Source organism: Arthrobacter sp. USHLN218 (genome assembly GCF_037144715.1).
In the GTDB taxonomy this organism is placed as follows: domain Bacteria; phylum Actinomycetota; class Actinomycetes; order Actinomycetales; family Micrococcaceae; genus Crystallibacter.
The window spans coordinates 184,627-201,727 of sequence record NZ_JBBCYT010000003.1 but is presented as its reverse complement, the minus strand read 5'-3'; the positions used below and the strand labels follow the sequence as shown (position 1 = coordinate 201,727).

The 17,101-nt window shown below is 65.9% G+C and carries 13 protein-coding genes; 11 read left to right on the top strand and 2 right to left on the bottom strand.

Annotated features, from left to right (window positions below; genetic code table 11):
* The first annotated feature begins 192 nt into the window (after positions 1–192).
* The 8 genes from WFH44_RS08210 (at position 193) to WFH44_RS08175 (ending at position 9,028) form a co-directional block, all read left to right on the top strand.
* Positions 193–636: a helix-turn-helix transcriptional regulator gene (locus tag WFH44_RS08210; RefSeq protein WP_336713198.1), complete on the top strand. Its 444-nt coding sequence runs from the start codon at positions 193–195 to the stop codon at positions 634–636.
* Positions 633–1,052, top strand: a complete 420-nt coding sequence (locus WFH44_RS08205) for a VOC family protein (RefSeq protein ID WP_336713197.1) — start codon at positions 633–635, stop codon at positions 1,050–1,052. Before WFH44_RS08210 ends, WFH44_RS08205 begins: the two co-directional genes overlap by 4 nt.
* 144 nt (positions 1,053–1,196) lie before the next feature.
* Positions 1,197–3,584: an excinuclease ABC subunit UvrA gene (locus WFH44_RS08200; protein WP_336713196.1), complete on the top strand. Its 2,388-nt coding sequence runs from the start codon at positions 1,197–1,199 to the stop codon at positions 3,582–3,584.
* Positions 3,585–4,967: 1,383 nt separating this feature from the next.
* A complete protein-coding gene (locus WFH44_RS08195) occupies positions 4,968–5,792 on the top strand; it encodes an arginase family protein (RefSeq protein WP_336713194.1) in 825 nt (274 codons plus the stop codon).
* 153 nt (positions 5,793–5,945) lie between these two features.
* Positions 5,946–6,356 (top strand): TOBE domain-containing protein, encoded by a 411-nt coding sequence (locus tag WFH44_RS08190; protein WP_336713192.1) that lies wholly within the window; start codon positions 5,946–5,948, stop codon positions 6,354–6,356.
* On the top strand, positions 6,353–7,156 hold the full coding sequence (gene modA / locus WFH44_RS08185; RefSeq protein ID WP_336713190.1) for a molybdate ABC transporter substrate-binding protein: 804 nt from the start codon (positions 6,353–6,355) through the stop codon (positions 7,154–7,156). The genes WFH44_RS08190 and modA overlap by 4 nt, the downstream gene beginning before the upstream one ends.
* Before the next feature lie 4 nt (positions 7,157–7,160).
* Positions 7,161–7,982, top strand: coding sequence for an ABC transporter permease (locus tag WFH44_RS08180; RefSeq protein WP_336713188.1), 822 nt, complete (start codon positions 7,161–7,163; stop codon positions 7,980–7,982).
* Positions 7,979–9,028 (top strand): sulfate/molybdate ABC transporter ATP-binding protein, encoded by a 1,050-nt coding sequence (locus WFH44_RS08175; RefSeq protein ID WP_336713184.1) that lies wholly within the window; start codon positions 7,979–7,981, stop codon positions 9,026–9,028. The genes WFH44_RS08180 and WFH44_RS08175 overlap by 4 nt, the downstream gene beginning before the upstream one ends.
* Before the next feature lie 47 nt (positions 9,029–9,075).
* Here WFH44_RS08175 and WFH44_RS08170 read toward each other — a convergent pair whose 3' ends face one another.
* On the bottom strand, positions 9,076–10,125 hold the full coding sequence (locus WFH44_RS08170) for a DUF2332 domain-containing protein (protein ID WP_336713183.1): 1,050 nt from the start codon (positions 10,123–10,125) through the stop codon (positions 9,076–9,078).
* 555 nt (positions 10,126–10,680) lie between these two features.
* On the opposite strand from WFH44_RS08170, the gene WFH44_RS08165 reads away from it, so the two are divergent.
* Entirely contained in the window at positions 10,681–12,126 is a 1,446-nt protein-coding gene (locus tag WFH44_RS08165) for a basic amino acid/polyamine antiporter (protein WP_336713181.1), read from the top strand.
* Positions 12,127–12,140: 14 nt separating this feature from the next.
* Positions 12,141–13,388: an arginine deiminase gene (locus tag WFH44_RS08160; protein WP_336713178.1), complete on the top strand. Its 1,248-nt coding sequence runs from the start codon at positions 12,141–12,143 to the stop codon at positions 13,386–13,388.
* 463 nt (positions 13,389–13,851) lie between these two features.
* On the opposite strand, the gene WFH44_RS08155 is transcribed toward WFH44_RS08160, so the two are convergent.
* Positions 13,852–15,288, bottom strand: coding sequence for a DUF2252 domain-containing protein (locus tag WFH44_RS08155; RefSeq protein ID WP_336713176.1), 1,437 nt, complete (start codon positions 15,286–15,288; stop codon positions 13,852–13,854).
* Between the two features lie 889 nt (positions 15,289–16,177).
* Here WFH44_RS08155 and WFH44_RS08150 point away from each other — a divergent pair.
* The gene (locus WFH44_RS08150; RefSeq protein WP_336713174.1) at positions 16,178–16,849 is read left to right on the top strand and encodes a haloacid dehalogenase type II; all 672 of its coding nucleotides are present in this window, start codon (positions 16,178–16,180) and stop codon (positions 16,847–16,849) included.
* Positions 16,850–17,101 lie beyond the last annotated feature (252 nt).

The following is a 17,101-nucleotide window of genomic DNA, read 5'->3' as shown; positions in this document are numbered from 1 at the left end:
CGGCCTTTCGGGGGTGCGAGGTGCGGGTCTCCTCCCATCTTGCCCGAGGAACGACACCCGGCGGAACGACCGGCACGCAGGCACGCGCCGTCGTCGTACGCCTTGGCACCCTCCCGCGAGGGGACGCGCCGGTCTTCGGCACCGGCGGCGGGACGCTGGACAACTGCCCCGCGACGTGGCACGATCGCGCACGTGCCCGCCAAACCCGAAACGGATCACCTGCGTGACCTCGCACGACTGCGCCGCGTGCGTGACCGGATGGACCGGGAGTACGCGCAGCCGCTGGACGTCGAGGCACTCGCCCGCGGAGTGAACATGTCCGCCGGGCATCTCAGCCGCCAGTTCCGGCGCGCCTACGGCGAATCCCCTTACGCCTACCTGATGACGCGGCGCATCGAACGCGCGATGGCCCTGCTGCGCACGGGCGACCTGGGCGTCACGGACGTCTGCTTTGCCGTGGGTTGTTCGTCGCTGGGAACTTTCAGCACGCGGTTCACGGAACTGGTCGGGGTGCCGCCCAGCGTGTACCGCCGCCGCGCGCACGGGAACGCCGGCTTGCCGTCCTGCGTGGCAAAACAGGTCGCCAGACCGGTCAGGAATCGAGAAGCGCAGGCCATCGAGGCGCAACTAGCATGACAGCCATGGACATCACTATTCACTCAAGTTTCCTGCCGCACAACGACCCGGACGCCTCGCTCGCGTTCTACCGCGACACCCTTGGCTTCGAGGTCCGCAACGACGTCGGCTACGGCGGCATGCGCTGGATCACCGTGGGCCCCGCCGGTCAGCCCGCTACGTCCATCGTGCTGGAACCGCCGATGGCCGATCCGGGTGTGACCGACGACGAGCGCCGCACCGTTGCGGAGATGATGGCCAAGGGGACGTTCGCCCGCGTCCTGCTGGCGACCGCCGACCTCGACGGCGCCTTTGCCCGGCTCCAGGCCGCCGGTGCCGAGGTGGTCCAGGAGCCCATCGACCAGCCTTACGGGGTCCGCGACTGCGCGTTCCGGGACCCGGCGGGCAACCTGATCCGCCTCCAGGAATTGCGCTGAACCGCTCCGCAGGCGCGGCTGATCCGGCGCCCCGGGGATGCGGGCACCGCCGCGCCTGCGGGAGGCCCGGTCGATTAAGGTAGACAGCGGACCTTGGCCTGCCCGCAGGCCGCCGCCGGCAATCCGACTAGAGATGGAGACACGATGAGTATGCCCACGGGGACGACCGCCGAACCGCAGGCGGCGCCCGTCGCGGACAGCCACGACCTGATCCGGGTCGAAGGTGCGCGGGTGAACAACCTCAAAGACGTCAGCGTCGAGATTCCCAAGCGCCGCCTGACGTTGTTCACCGGCGTTTCGGGCTCGGGCAAGAGCTCGCTGGTCTTCGGTACTATCGCCGCGGAGTCGCAGCGGATGATCAACGAGACCTACAGCGCCTTCGTCCAGGGCTTCATGCCGACGCTGGCGCGGCCCGAGGTGGACCTGCTCGAAGGATTAACGACGGCGATCATCGTGGACCAGGAGCGGATGGGTGCCAACCCCCGTTCGACCGTCGGCACGGCCACGGACGCCAACGCCCTGCTGCGCATCCTCTTCAGCAGGCTGGGCGACCCGCACATCGGGTCGCCCAACGCCTACTCGTTCAACATCCCCACGGTGAAGGCCAGCGGTGCCATCACGGTGGAGCGCGGCGCCAAAACGAAGGCCGAGAAAGCGACCTTCAACCGGCTCGGCGGCATGTGCCCGCGGTGCGAAGGCATGGGCTCGGTCAGCGACTTCGACCTGTCCGCGCTATACGACGACACGAAGTCCCTCGCGGAGGGTGCCCTGACCGTCCCCGGCTACAGCATGGACGGCTGGTACGGCAGGATCTTCAGCGGCGCCGGCCTGCCGATGGACAAGCCGATCGCGAAGTTCTCGAAGAAGGACCTGCACAAGCTGCTCTACAGCGAGCCAGAGAAGATCAAGGTCGAGGGCGTCAACCTGACGTACGAGGGACTCATCCCCAAGATCCAGAAGTCCATGCTTTCGAAGGACCGCGAGGCGATGCAGCCGCATGTGCGGGCCTTCGTCGACCGCGCGATCACGTTCACTACCTGCCCTGACTGCGGCGGCACCCGCCTCGCACCGGAGGCGCTGTCGTCGAAGATCCGCGGCAAGAACATCGCCGACGTCTGCGCCATGCAGATCAACGACCTGGCCGGCTGGGTGCGGGACCTCGACGAGCCCTCGGTGGCGCCGCTGCTGAAGGGACTGCAGCACCTGCTCGATTCCTTCGCCGAGATTGGGCTTGGCTACCTGTCCCTGGACCGGCCCGCGGGCACGCTGTCCGGGGGAGAGGCGCAGCGGACCAAGATGATCCGCCACCTCGGCTCCTCGCTCACCGATGTCACCTACGTCTTCGACGAGCCCACGATCGGTCTGCATCCGCATGACATCCAGCGAATGAACAACCTGCTCCTGCAGCTGCGGGACAAGGGCAATACCGTCCTCGTCGTGGAGCACAAGCCGGAGACCATCGCGATCGCCGACCATGTCGTCGACCTCGGCCCCGCGGCCGGCACGGGTGGAGGCACCATCTGCTTCGAGGGCAGCGTCGAAGGGCTGCGCGCAAGCGACACGATCACCGGCCGCCATCTCGGCGACACAACGAGGTTGAAGGAGTCCGTGCGTCAGTCCACGGGTGCTCTCGAAATCCGCGGCGCGTCGACCCACAACCTCAAGGGCGTGGACGTCGACGTCCCCCTCGGAGTGCTCTGCGTCGTCACGGGCGTGGCCGGTTCGGGCAAGAGTTCCCTCATCCACGGGTCGGTTACCCGCAGGGAGGGCGTCGTCGTGATCGACCAAAGCGCCATCAAGGGATCCCGGCGCAGCAACCCGGCCACGTACAGCGGCCTGCTGGAGCCGATCCGCAAGGCCTTCGCCAAAGCGAACGGGGTCAAGCCGGCGCTCTTCAGCTCCAATTCCGAGGGCGCCTGCCCCACATGCAACGGGGCCGGCGTGATCTACACCGACCTGGGCGTGATGGCGACGGTCGAGTCCACTTGCGAGGATTGCGACGGCAAGCGGTTCCAGGCCGCGGTGCTCGAATTTACCCTGGGTGGCCGGAACATCGCCGAAGTGCTCGCGATGCCGGTGGCAGAGGCTGAGGAGTTCTTCAGTGCCGGTGAGGCGCGCACACCCGCCGCCCACAAGATTCTTGACCGCCTCAAGGATGTGGGACTCGGCTACCTGACCCTTGGCCAGCCCCTGACCACACTGTCCGGCGGCGAACGGCAGCGGCTCAAGCTGGCCGCCCAGATGGCGGAGAAGGGCGACGTCTACGTCTTGGATGAACCGACCACCGGCCTGCACCTCGCCGACGTGGAGCAGTTGCTCGGCCTGCTCGACCGCCTCGTCGATTCCGGCAAGTCGGTGATCGTCATCGAGCACCACCAGGCGGTCATGGCGCACGCGGATTGGATCATTGACCTCGGTCCCGGAGCCGGCCACGACGGCGGCAGGGTCGTCTTCGAGGGCACGCCCGGTGAACTCGTCCAAGACCGGTCCACGCTCACCGGCGAGCACCTCGCCGCGTACGTCGGCCGCTGAGGCCCCGCCGGGAGGGGCGGACGAGGCCTCTCCCGGCCGCCCCTTCACTTCGGTGATAACAGCAGCCGGGGTATTGGAGGGGGGTGGTGCCGATCACGGCACTCGCGGGCCTCGAGGCGTGTTGCCAAACGCTCCGGCACCGGCTCGAAGACCCTGGACGGTGCGGCGGTTTCGATCACCGCCCGGCTTCCCAAGCCGGAGACAACCCGGGCATGGCAAGCCGGGCGGCAACTGGCGGGAACCGGGCATGACGGACGAGCCTGCAGGGCATCACTGGTCCATGTTGCTCGAGCTTGCTGGTCAGGCGGAGGGAAGTCGAGACTTCCCGACTGTAGTTATGTCAAGTAAACCGTCATCGTGCACCCGTGGGCGGCACCAAAAGGCGAGGCCCCGCCACACTCGGCGGAGAGGCTGACGGCCACCAGGCAAGGCCCTGCACCAGGCACTGGCATGGCTGTGCGGCGTGCTGTTCGGGTGCTGCCGGTTCCCGATGACAAAAGCCGGAATCGACCAGCTGAGGTTGCCCGCGGTCGGGCCGTTCCTCCTGACGCCAACGTGCATCCATGCATGAACATGACCGATCATCGCCAGCCATTCCGGCGCAGGACACCGGGATTGGCTGCGGGACGCCAATCCGAAAGGCGGATCCCGGGCCGACAGCGTCGCATCAGTTGCGGGCAGTTGAACCGAATACGGCCATCCATAGCGAGCCAACGCGGCAACACAGCAGCCCCCAGAAATCCCGCTTCCAGGCCCTTCTCCGTTTCGCCGATAATCTACATTATGTCAACTAGTGTTTCGGGAGCCCTCTCCCTTTCGCGATTCGATATGAAATCCGGCCTCAACTTTTCAATGAACTGAAGCGTCAGCTTGAAGTACACCCCCGCTCACCGGATACATCTTCTCCGATGCCCGCCGGCTGGACATTAACGGCACTTTGCACTTGGCGCATCCGTGTAGCTCCCACCTGATCCGGGTCGTCGCGTCCAACGGCACGATCAGCTGCGGGTCAACCGGGCGCAGAAATTCATGCTGCCCGAGCTCGATGCCCATCGCCGGCCCGGCGACTCCTGAGCTCGTCGTTCCGGGGACTGATTTCGCGGGCGTGTGCCTGTGGAAGGTGAACCGCTCACGGCGGTACCTCATCACCGCTCCCCTGTTGACGAAACTTCCATGTAGCACCGGATCTCATGCTCCTCGGGCGGCCTGAGACTCGACCGGGCCTCAGAGGTCGGTAGCGCGCCGGGGCTGTTGCCTGGGCCGGTTCGGTGGCCATGTCTGGGCGTCGCTTGTTTCGATGGCGCTCCCCCGGTGGGCAAGAATGGGAAGGGGCTCCCGGCAGGGCTTGCTCCCGATGCCGTCGCGTGGAAAGAAGGACATAGCTTGGACTACCGCCTGATCATCAACCAAGGCAGGGTCGCTGACCGCACCGACGGTGCCCTCGTCGGGGCCAGGAAAGCCGGACGGGCTCTGGCCGAACACCTTTCGGTCGAAGCGAGCATTATTGGAGAGCCGTCACCCTCCGCACAGGATGGCTGGCGGGATGCCTTGGACCAGGCGGCCGATACCCTGCGCGGGCTTGCCGCCGAGGTCGGCTCCGCACTGGCTGCTGGCCGGGTCCCGCTGATGGTCGCCAACACCTGCGCGGCCAGCATAGCCACCCTGCCCGTGGCTGCGGCAAAGTATCCGGACGCGGTGGTCCTGTGGATCGACGCGCACGGGGACTTCAACACCCCGGACACCACCGAATCCGGGTATCTGGGCGGCATGGCGCTGGCCGGGGCCTGCGGCCTCTGGGACACCGGCCACGGCGGCGCGGTGGACCCTCGGAACGTGCTTCTGGTCGGCGCCCGGGACGTCGACGCCGCGGAACAGGCGCTGCTCCGGGACGCCGGAGTCACCATCCTGCCCCCGGAACGTGCCACCGCCGAGACCGTGCTGGAATTCGTGGCCGGCCGCCAAGTCTGGATCCATGTGGACTGGGACGTGCTCGAGCCCGGATACATCCCCGCCGCCTACAAGATTCCCGCAGGCCTGCTGCCCCGCCAGGTAGCGGCGATCTTCGCCGCCCTCCCGGCCAAGAGCATCCGCGGGGTCGAACTGGCCGAATTCGAAGCCGGCGACCCCGACGTCCCCGAAGCGCTCAGCATCGAACTGATCGTGGAGACCTTCCAACACCTGCCGCAACCGCTTGCCCTCCGCAGCTAGGCACACCTCCTTTTCACGGCGCCGGCCCGTGCCTTGCGCATGGGCCGGCGCCCGTGTCTTCCGCGCACGACGCTCATTGCCATGAGTCCGTCACATATTCGAATATGCGGAGTAAACGGCCAGTTGGATCCGCAAATATGCGATTGTGGTGTCATGGCAAAGATCCGGATTTCAGAAGCCGCGCGCTTTCTGGGCGTCAGTGACGATACCGTCCGCCGCTGGACTGAAAACGGCACCTTGACTCCGGTCAAGGACGGTTCCGGACGTCTGGCCGTCGACGGGCTGGAACTCGCCCGGCTCGCCCGGGACCAGTCGCAACTGCCTGAGGACCCAACCGGAGTCGGGTCCTCGGCCCGCAACCGGTTTGTCGGGCTGGTTACGGCTATCACTTCGGACAAGGTCATGGCCCAGGTCGAGCTGCAGTGCGGCCGTTTCCGTGTGGTCTCGCTGATGAGCAGCGAAGCCGTCCAGGAACTGGGACTGGAACTCGGATCCGTGGCCACCGCCGTCGTCAAGGCCACCACCGTCATCATCGAAACGCCGCAGGGAAAGAGCATCGTATGAGGATCATCCGCACGAGCTTCACCGCATTGCTGGCCGCCGGTGCCCTCGCCGCAGGACTGACCGGCTGCGCCTCCGGCACCACCAGCCCGGCGGCCAGTTCGGGCGCCGCCGGTTCTCCGGCGCAGTCCGGGACCCTGACCGTATACGCGGCGGCCTCCCTGAAGGACACCTTCATGAAGATCGCTTCCAAGTTCGAAGCCGCCCACCCCGGCACCACGGTCACCCTGAACTTCGCCGGGTCCTCGGACCTGGTCACCCAGATCACCCAGGGCGCCCCGGCCGATGTCTTTGCCTCCGCCGACACCCAGAACATGGCAAAGCTCTCCGACGCCGATCTCATCGACGGAGAACCGAGCAACTTCGCCACCAACGTCCTGGAGATCGCCGTCCCGCCCTCCAACCCTGCCTCGATCACCTCCTTCGCGGATCTCGCCAACCCGGGCATCAAGGTCGTTGTCTGCGCACCCCAGGTGCCCTGCGGCTCGGCGACCGAAACCGTGGAAAAAGCCACCGGCACTACCCTGACGCCGGTCAGCGAAGAATCCTCCGTCACGGACGTGCTCGGCAAAGTCACCTCCGGGGAAGCCGACGCCGGCCTGGTCTACGTCACCGACGTCAAGACCGCAGGCGACAAAGTCAAAGGCATACCGTTCGAGGAGTCCGACCAGGCCGTGAACACCTACCCGATCGCCACCGTGGCCGACAGCGCGAACAAGGAACTGGCGCAGGACTTCATCACCATGGTCACCGGCAGCGAAGGCAGGAAGGTACTCAGTGACGCCGGGTTCGGCACTCCGTAGCAGGATGACCGCACGGCCGGATACCGGATACACCGGCATCCCGTCATGGATCTACGCCATCGCGGCAGCAGGAGCATTGTTCGTCCTGCTGCCGCTGGCAGCCATGATGGCCAAGGTCAACTGGGCCCAGTTCATCCCGCTCATCACCTCTGAATCATCCCTCACCGCATTGGGCCTGAGCCTGCGCACCTCGGCAGCCAGCACCGCGCTTTGCATCGTGATCGGCGTGCCCCTTGCCCTCGTCCTGGCCCGCGCCAGTTTCCCGGGCCAGCGCCATCTGCGGGCCTTCGTGCTCCTGCCCCTGGTCCTGCCTCCCGTGGTCGGCGGCATCGCCCTGCTCTATACCTTCGGACGGCAGGGCCTGCTCGGACGCAGCCTCGAAGTCGCGGGAATCCAGATCGCCTTCTCCACCACCGCCGTCATCCTGGCCCAGACCTTCGTCGCTCTGCCGTTCCTCGTGGTCAGCCTCGAAGGCGCCCTGCGCACCGCCGGCACCAAATACGAAGCTGTCGCCGCGACCCTCGGCGCCCGCCCGACCACCGTGCTGCGCCGGGTCAGCATCCCGCTCGTCCTGCCAGGCCTCGCCTCCGGCGCCGTACTGTCCTTCGCACGCTGCCTCGGCGAGTTCGGCGCGACCCTGACCTTCGCCGGCAGCCTCCAGGGCGTCACCCGAACACTGCCGCTGGAGATCTACCTGCAGCGGGAAACCGACGCCGACGCCGCCGTCGCCCTCTCCCTGCTCCTGGTCGCAGTGGCCGTCGCCGTCGTCGGACTCGCCTACCGCGGCCCCCGCGCGCCCGGCGTCACGGCAGGATCGGCCCCGTGACCTTCGCCCTCGACGCCGCTCTGCACGCCCGGAACTTCGAGGTCTGCCTCAATCTCGGACCCGGCGAGACCGTCGCCGTGCTCGGCCCCAACGGCGCGGGCAAATCCACACTGCTGGCCATCATCGCCGGACTCATTCGCCCCGATTCCGGGCACGCCACACTCGAACAGACAACGCTGTTCGACCTGACCGGCGGCAACGGCCACTTCGTCCCCCCGCACGCCAGAGGAACCGCCCTGCTCGCGCAGGAACCACTGCTGTTTCCGCACATGAGCGTGCTCGAAAACGTTGCCTTCGGACCCCGCGCCGCCGGCGCCACCCGGGCCGAAGCACTCCGAACGGCGCGACATTGGCTGACCGAAGTCGACGCCACGGAACTTGCCGGCCGCCGGCCCGGCCAACTCTCCGGCGGCCAGGCCCAACGCATCGCCATTGCCCGCGCACTTGCCACCGATCCCGACCTGCTGCTCCTGGACGAACCCATGGCGGCCCTCGACATCCACGCCGCTCCCATGCTGCGCCGACTCCTCAAACGCGTGCTCAACGGCCGCAGGGCCGTCATCATCACCCACGACGTTCTCGACGCCCTGATGCTGGCCGACCGCGTACTTATCCTGGAAGCAGGCCGGATCACCGAGCAAGGCCCCACCCGCGAGGTCCTGGAAACACCCCGCAGCCGGTTCGCCGCAGGACTGGCCGGTCTGAACCTCCTTCCGGGCACCATCACAGACCACGGCCTCACCACCCGAGACGGTTTGAACATCACCGGCAGCCTCGACGAAACCGCCGGACCCGGCCACAACGGCGTCGCTGTCTTCCCGCCGTCGGCGGTCTCCGTCTTCCCCGCCGAGGAACACGGCAGCCCCCGCAATTCCTTTCCTGTCACCATCACCGACCTGGAACCGCACGGTGACCAGATCCGTGTCCGCGCCGGCGGCCTGTCCGCAGACATCACCCCCGCAGCCTCCGCCGACCTCGGGCTCACCCCCGGTATGACCGTCTACTTCGTCATCAAGGCCGCGGCCGTCTCTATTTACCCCGCCTGAATCACTGCCACGACAGGGAAAGGTCCCCGCCCACATCAAGCAAGACCTCATCGGCGACCACCAGCTGGCGGCCGTTGAGGGGATGCCAATTGATCATCGGATTGCGTCTGGTCTTGGGAAGTGCTGAGACTGATCACCGAGCGTCCGTGCGGGTCTGTCAGGGCGCGGGGAACGCCGTCGAGGGCCATCAGGAAACGTCCGTCGTCAGGCGCTGACAGGGAGAATGGCCGGGGCAGGTCAACGACAGTCTGCCCTTCATTGCTAATCCAGTGACCGGGCAGCCCGGTGACGAGTTCGATGAAGCGGGACCGCGCCTCCCGTTCGAGGTAGGCCAGGACTGCGGTATGGAATACGACGAGAGTCGCCTCGGAGGGGGCTTGAGCCGCCAGCTCGGGCAGCACTTCGTTCAAGTCACCCTTCACTACCTGCGGCGGATTTTGACGGGCCAGCCTTAGAGCAGCCTCCAGGCGTGCACGCCGGTCTTCCTGCCCTGGCCACACCAGGGTTTCCAGCCATCGGCACGCGTCCGGGTTGGAAACGTCCACCGGGGCCAGATCGATGCCGGCCCGCCAGGCGATCTCTGGCATGGCCGGGGTTGGGAGGCCGACCCCGAGGTGACAGGGGATAACGACCGGCGAGGGGCCGTCGGCAGGGTCGAGAGAGGTGCCGTTGTCGTAGCGGTAGGAGTAGCGATCCGGCAGCAGACATAGACCGGCGGATGCTCCGACCTCGATTAGTGCCAGCGGCTGGGGCAGCGTGGCCAGGAGAGGCAGGATGACAGCGCATCTTCCCGCCTCATTAGTCTGGGTTGCCCGGGTGAGAATTGTGTGGCAGACCTGTGGCCACCGCTCCAGCAGTGTGGTGCGGAGAGATTCATAGGAGGTGCCCGCGCCGTGCCAGCGGGCCGCCGCGAAGACCAGATTCGGCTGTCGCTTGCGGGCCGGCAGGACTTCCAACAGGGCCTGGACCGGCTCATCTTTGCTGACCTCCCGGGCCCAGGCCTCATAAACGACCGAAACACCGCGCGCCTCACCCTCCGCGAAGCGGCGGTAAACGTCGGAGACAGGTAACTGTCCGAGATGAATGGTCGGGTCCACGGTCCCCAGTCTGTCCCACGCGAGCATTAAGGCCAACGTCCCTAAGCGTTTGTCTGAGTCAGGCACGTAGTTTCCATTCCCATGGTCCGCTCATGGAATCGTTCGTGATCCTCTACGGGCATGCTGTCGCAGTAGCCGGTCCCCACCGCGACATCTCACGACCGCTGCTCAGCAGGAAAATCCCGTGGACTCCAGGAACGCCAAACCCGCCCGTCCGCAAAACGGCTGCCCATGTCGACAGCATCCAGGCACGGCTGCGAAAACCGAAGTCACAATTGCAACGCGCCAGGTTCAGCTCCAGTTTCACCCGAATGCTGCCTTTCGGCGTCCTCCGCATTCCACCAGCCGGCGCATGGGCGGGCCGGGCAGAAAATAACCCTTTCCGTGTGATGCCTGCTTTCCGGGCCGGAGGTATGCCTGAACCTAAACCCGTCCCCTCGCAAATGCATGAACGCCTTTCAGGATGGCGCAGCAGATCACCCATTGCCGTACTGCAGCCGCACCGTAGTACGGATCCAGAACAACCCCGCGGCGCAGAGAAGGAGTGAACCAGCAATGTCTACGGAAGTGGCCCAGAACGCCCCGGCCAAGCTCAGCGTTCCGGCACTGACCGCGATGGTCGTCGGCTCGATGGTGGGGGCAGGCGTGTTCACCCTCCCCCAGCGGTTCGCCAGCCAGACCGGCGTCTACGGGGCGCTGATCGCCTGGGCCATCGCGGGGACCGGGATGCTCATGCTCGCCTTCGTCTTCCAGAGCCTCGCCGTGCGCAAGCCGAACCTCGATAACGGGGTGTACGTCTACGCGCGGACCGGGTTCGGCATCTACCCCGGCTTCCTCTCGGCGGTGGGCTTCTGGGCGAGCGCCTGCGCGGGCAACACCTTCTACTGGGTGCTGATCACCTCTACGCTCAAGCCGCTGGTCCCGGCCTTCGGCGACGGCGACACCATCTGGGCCGTGCTCGTCTCCTCGGTGTTCGTCTGGGGGTTCTACCTGCTCATCATGCGCGGGGTGAAGGAGGCTGCGGGCATCAACGCGATCGTCACCGCCGCGAAGATCCTGCCGCTCCTGCTCTTCGTCGTCGTGACCATCTTCGCGCTCAACCCGGACGTGTTCATCGCCAACCTGACCGGCGGCTACGACATCGGCGGCGAGAGCCTGTTCGGGCAGGTCCAGGGCACGATGCTCGTCACGGTCTTCGTGTTCCTCGGCATCGAGGGCGCCAGCGTGTACTCGCGGTACGCCAAGAAGCGCGAGGATGTCGGCCGGGCCACCGTACTCGGCTTCCTCTCGGTGCTCGCCCTGTTCGCAACGGTCTCCATCATTTCCTACGGCATCCTGCCGCAGGCGGAGCTGGCGAACCTCCGGCAGCCCTCGGTGGGCAGCGTCCTGGAGGCCGCCGTCGGCCCCTGGGGCGCCTGGTTCATCAGCGCCGGACTCATCGTCTCTGTCCTCGGCGCCTTCCTGGCCTGGAGCCTGATGGCCGCGGAGGTGCTCTACGCGGCGGCCAGCGACAAGGACATGCCGGCCTTCCTCTCCAAGTGGACGGCGAAGGGCGTCCCGGGCAACGCACTGCTCACCTCGACCCTGTTCATCCAGCTGCTGCTGGTCGTGGTGTTCATCGCCGAGGGGGCACTCGACTTCATGCTCGACCTCACCGCCGCGCTGGCCCTCATGCCGTTCGCCCTGGCGGCCGGCTACGCCCTGAAGATTGCGCTTACCCGGGACGGCTACACCGGCGTCGCACGCTCCACGCACACCCGCGAACTGATCGTCGCGGCACTGGCCGTGGCCTACACGCTCTTCCTGATCTTCGCGGCCGGGCCGCAGTTCCTCCTGCTGGCCTGTCTGCTGCTCGCCCCCGCCACGCTGCTGTACCTCGTCGCCCGCCGGGAACAGCGGCAGCGCTTGTTCACCGCGCCCGGCCTGGCCGTGTTCATCATCGTCCTCATCGGCGCCGTGCTCTGCGTCGTCGGACTCGTCACCGGTTTCGTCAGCATCTAGCGGAAGGTCCACCCATGAACGCCTCATCTGACGCCTTCGGCGTGCACTCGGAGGTCGGCAAGCTGCGCAAGGTGCTGGTCTGTGCACCGGGCCTGGCCCACAAGCGGCTCACCCCCAGCAACAGCGACGACCTGCTCTTCGATGACGTCCTGTGGGTGCAGAACGCCCAGCGCGACCACTTCGACTTCATCGCCAAGATGCGCGAACGCGGGACCGAGGTGCTCGAACTGCACAACGTCCTCGCCGAGACCATGGGCCAGCCCGAGGCACGCGGCTGGCTGCTGGACCGCGTCATCGTGCCGAACGAGGTCGGGCTCGGCCTGGTCGAGGACACTCGCGCGTACCTGGAAACCCTGCAGCCGCGCGAGCTGGCAGAGTACCTGATCGGCGGACTGTCGACGGCGGACCTCCCCGAGGAGTTCCGCTCCGGCTACCTCGCCCTCGCCCGGGAACAGACCGGCATCCGCGAGTACCTGCTGCCCCCGCTGCCCAACACCCTCTACACCCGGGACACCACCTGCTGGATCTACGGCGGCGTCACGCTCAACCCGCTCTACTGGCCGGCCCGGCACGACGAAACGCTGCTGATGAAGGCCATCTACACCTTCCATCCCGTCTTCGCCGGCGCCAAGGTGTGGTGGGGCGACCCGGAACACCACTGGGGCCAGGCCACCATCGAAGGCGGCGACGTGATGCCCATCGGCAACGGCGCAGTCCTGATCGGCATGAGCGAACGCACCTCGCGGCAGGGCATCACCCAGCTGGCGTCGGCCCTGTTCGGCGCCGGCGGGGCGGAACAGGTCATCGTCGCCGGCATGCCCAAGCTGCGCGCCGCGATGCACCTGGACACCGTCTTCACCTTCGCCGACCGGGACCTGGTCACGATCTTCCCCAACATCGTCAACGGCATCCACGCCTTCACGCTGCGGCCGGGCGACAAGGCCCCCGGCATCGAGGTGACCGACGAGACGGACGCCTTTGTCGACGTCGTTGCCCGGGCGCTGAACTTCCGGCACCTGAGGATCGTGGAGACCGGCGGCGACGTCTACGCCTCCGAACGCCAGCAATGGGACAGCGGCAACAACGCTGTAGCCGCCGAACCCGGCGTCGTCTTCACCTACGACCGCAACACGCAGACCAACGCACTGCTGCGCAAGGCCGGCGTAGAAGTCATCACCATCGTCGGCGCCGAACTCGGCCGCGGCCGCGGCGGCGGCCACTGCATGACCTGCCCCATCGTTCGTGATCCCGTCGACCACTGACGCTCGCAACCGCTATCTGCCGGCACTGGCCACCTTCACGATCGAAATCATCAACGAACAGCGCGCCGCTCTCGTGCGCCTGCCAGCCAGCATTACTTCCCTCACCGCATAGGAGGAACCATGATCCAACTCGTAGTCTGCGACATGGCCGGCACCACCATCGACGAGCACGGCGATGTCTACCGCGCACTGGAGAACTCACCGTCCGTGCGGCAACTGCTTAAACGAGGTGGCACCGGCCGGTCCAGGAGACGAGGGAGTTCTCCTGCCGGCCGGTGCCGTCATCACTCGCACCTTAGAGGTGTTTCAACGGTAGAAGCGGTACATGTGCAGGACCGCCATGTCTGCTGGGAAGTCCCTGAACGTACTGAGGAAGGAATCCGACCCTACGTCCCCTACTGTGCAAGGGCTTTTCCGGCCTAATCGCATCGTGTTGGTTCGCGGAACCCCATGATTGAAGGGGCTACACGGCGTCGGTTGCTTCTAGCCGGCCGGAACGAACGGCGCTGGCGAAGGCCTGGTAGTCCTGTTCGTTCTGATCGGCGTAGCGCTCGGAAAAGTCGGTGATCGACAAGTCGAATTTGTCGCTCTTGCCGAGATAGGCGGCGATCCCGATCGGGTCGCCCGACCTGGCGTGTGCTCGTGCCAGTGTCCATCCGCACATCTGTGCATAGAAGTTCATGCCGAGCGGTTTCATCTCTTCCAGGACGGCTGAGCCCTTCATGTCGCGCAGTTGCCGCCAGTACATGTACCGGTTTTCTTCTAGGCCCTTGGTCCACCCGAGGAAGATGTCGCTTGAGGCCTGCATCATCCGCTGTCCCTGCACCACGCGCTCACCGGGCTGCTTGAACCGGCTCTTCGGCAAGTGGTCCTCGAGCACTGATCTCGTGGCCTCCTTGACCTGCAGGAACAACGGATCGTTTTGATCGCGCCCTTGGAGCAAGGCGATGAACGCCCGGGTGCCGACACTTCCGACGCCAACTACCTTACGGGCGACGTCGATGACTTCGAAGCGCTCGAGCAGGTGGCGCCGGTCGTCCGACAGCGTGGCCCGGTAGGAACGAAGTAGTCCCCGGATCACGTGCTGAAGCTCGTCGGCAGACATGGCGAAGGTTTCGACCAGCTCCCGGGCGGGGATGACGATTGGCGGCTGGCTGACGATCCTGTACCGTCCGCCGTCGAGCTCGGCGAGCTTGGAGAGTGCCTGCAGGTTGTCGCGGGTGTGGGCCTTGGCGACCGCTTGGCGCGCCGTCTTTTCCATTCCCCGTGCCGTCTTCTTGAGGGCTTCGCCCTTTTGGCTTGCCACGTCCAGTCCGATGGCTTGCAGCATCTGGGCTTCGGACATCCGGGCGTACCAGACGTCCAGGGTTCCCATTTCCGCGAAGCGGGCCATCGCTTCACGGTAGGACCGAACCGCGGTCACTGTGACATCCCGCGTGTCTTCCTTGCTGAACGCGTTGTTCCGTGCGGCGACGGTGAAACTGGCGCACATGCGTTTGACGTCGTACTCGAACGGGCCCGGGAGTGTCTCATCGAAGTCATTCAGGTCGAACAATAATGTTCGCTCCGGGGAAGCGAAACTCCCAAAGTTGGACAGGTGGGCGTCACCGCACAGCTGGGAAACCAGGCCGGCCCGCGGCGTATCCTTCAAGTCAGCGGCCATGACTTTGGCCGCGCCGCGATAAAACGTGAATGGCGAGACCAGCATCCGTCCATGGCGCACCGGTACGAGGTCCGGTTCCCGGGTGAGGTTCTGTTCCTCCAGGAGCGCGACTGGGTCCGGGCGATCGGGAGCAGGAACCCAGCCCCCGTGGCTGTTCACAGGCGTCTTCTTCCGGCATTCCTTGCCTTCCGCAGCACGCTTTTCAACGCTAAGGTGACTGACTTTGGTCTCCGCCATGATGGACGACCTCCCCTTCCACGTCCGGAACCGCCACCGGCACTAGTTGTCGGGGCCAGTGCCGGTGAGCGGCAACCGCGCACCGGTTCCGTGTTCATTCAGAACTGGTGCGTGGCGGGAGACCATCGAGGGCCTCTTGCTCCACGCCGGCCGACCCATCAAAGTTCCTGCGGGAAACATGCGGGGTTCGCCTGGCCCGACCTCTGAGCACCGCGGCCCGAACCGCCTGCTGCATCGCGTCAGCCTCCACACTGCGATTGTGTCCCCCGAGCGGCTTGTGGTCAACGCACCGCTAACGGACTGTATACACAGGCTCACGGCGCCGTCGCACTGTAGCCGCTGGCGCGGGCGGCAGGTTGCTAGCCGTTGTTCGCCGATATCGGCGCTTACGTCGCCTCTGGCGGTGTCTTAAGCGGCTGTTCTTTAGGCTGGCGGCGAGCATCGCTTGTGCCGCGGCCCTGGCTTCTTCTATTGGGTCGGCGAAGGTACTCATGCCGAGAGTAACGAGCGCCCCCTCGAGGAGCAGCATCATTGTTCGACCCGCCGCCGGATCTGCACTACCTGCTTCCGTGCAGAGCCGGGTGAACAGGTCCAGCATCCAGGCTTTCTGGCTCGTAACTTCGGGAAAAACGAGGTGGCCACCCGCCTCAGGCTCGGCCTCGGCGCCTGCGTTGACCGCGCTGCAGCCCTTAGAACCGTTGATCCCGTACCACGCGGCACCCGCATCGAACACTGCAAGCACACGATCGATGCCGCGTTCGGCAACCGCCTCCAGATGCTGCCTCAAAACGGTGATCCGGCGCGTCCGTAGTGGAACGGCTGAAGTGCGGGGTTGAATGGATCCTTGGCTTCAGCGGTCTTCCACAGGGCCGAGGGAAAGGGAGGAAGCATGCCAGAGGTTCGTTTCAGGCCGAAGTACATCTCGTTCGATTGCTACGGCACCTTGATCCATTTCCAAATGCGGGAGGCTGTTGAGCCTTTCCTTATCGACCGTCTCTCCCCCGCGGAACTGGACCGGTTCTTTGCGCTGTTCCGCATGTACCGGTTCGACGAGATCCTGCAGTATGCGCCCTACGACGAGGTCCTCGAGGCCTCCTACCGCAGGACCTGCGGGAAGTTTGGGCTGGAAGCCGAAACGGCAGCGATCAAAGCCATTACGAGCGCGGTGCTTGGCTGGGGTCCGCACGCCGACGTCCCGGCTCCGCTGGCGAAGATGGCAGAGCACTTCCCGCTGGTTATTCTGTCCAATGCCGACGACCGCCATCTGGCCGCCAGTGTGCCAAAGCTCGGCGGCCGCTTCCACGCCGTACTCAGCGCAGAGCAGGCGGGCGCCTACAAACCCCGGGCGCAGGCCTTCGAGTACATGTTCGATACCCTCGACGCCTCACCCGCCGATTTCCTGCATATCTCCGCGCATCAGCGCTACGACATCATGCCGGCTTTCGACCTGGGCATTCACGACAAAGTGTTCCTGAACCGTGGCTACGACCCGGAGATACCGCACTACGAGTACCTGTCCGCCCGGACACTCGACGACGTCAACGCGGCCTTGGGAATCTGAACGAACATCGCGCGAAGCGGCGGCATGCGCAATATGACGCGCCGCCGACCCTGCCGGTTCCGGAAGGCGCGCCGCCCTGAACGGGGAAGTCCGAGGTCAAGACGCTTTCGCCGCCAGCCCGGGACAGCCACCGTCGCATCGAAACTGCCAATTGTGACGTGTCGGGCTGCGACGACTGGACCGTTGAGGTAAGGCTTCCCTAAGCTTCTGCAAGGCCGTCCGGCCCTCCCCTCGCTTGCAGGCTCCCTGCAG

Bases quoted from the DNA above. Each gene is read 5' to 3' on its own strand.
- WFH44_RS08205 (WP_336713197.1), top strand. From the start codon at position 633: ATGACAGCCATGGACATCACTATTCACTCAAGTTTCCTGCCGCACAAC.
- WFH44_RS08200 (WP_336713196.1), top strand. From the start codon at position 1,197: ATGAGTATGCCCACGGGGACGACCGCCGAACCGCAGGCGGCGCCCGTC.
- WFH44_RS08190 (WP_336713192.1), top strand. From the start codon at position 5,946: ATGGCAAAGATCCGGATTTCAGAAGCCGCGCGCTTTCTGGGCGTCAGT.
- modA (WP_336713190.1), top strand. From the start codon at position 6,353: ATGAGGATCATCCGCACGAGCTTCACCGCATTGCTGGCCGCCGGTGCC.
- WFH44_RS08180 (WP_336713188.1), top strand. From the start codon at position 7,161: ATGACCGCACGGCCGGATACCGGATACACCGGCATCCCGTCATGGATC.
- WFH44_RS08165 (WP_336713181.1), top strand. From the start codon at position 10,681: ATGTCTACGGAAGTGGCCCAGAACGCCCCGGCCAAGCTCAGCGTTCCG.
- WFH44_RS08160 (WP_336713178.1), top strand. From the start codon at position 12,141: ATGAACGCCTCATCTGACGCCTTCGGCGTGCACTCGGAGGTCGGCAAG.
- WFH44_RS08155 (WP_336713176.1), bottom strand. From the start codon at position 15,288: ATGGCGGAGACCAAAGTCAGTCACCTTAGCGTTGAAAAGCGTGCTGCG.
- WFH44_RS08150 (WP_336713174.1), top strand. From the start codon at position 16,178: ATGCCAGAGGTTCGTTTCAGGCCGAAGTACATCTCGTTCGATTGCTAC.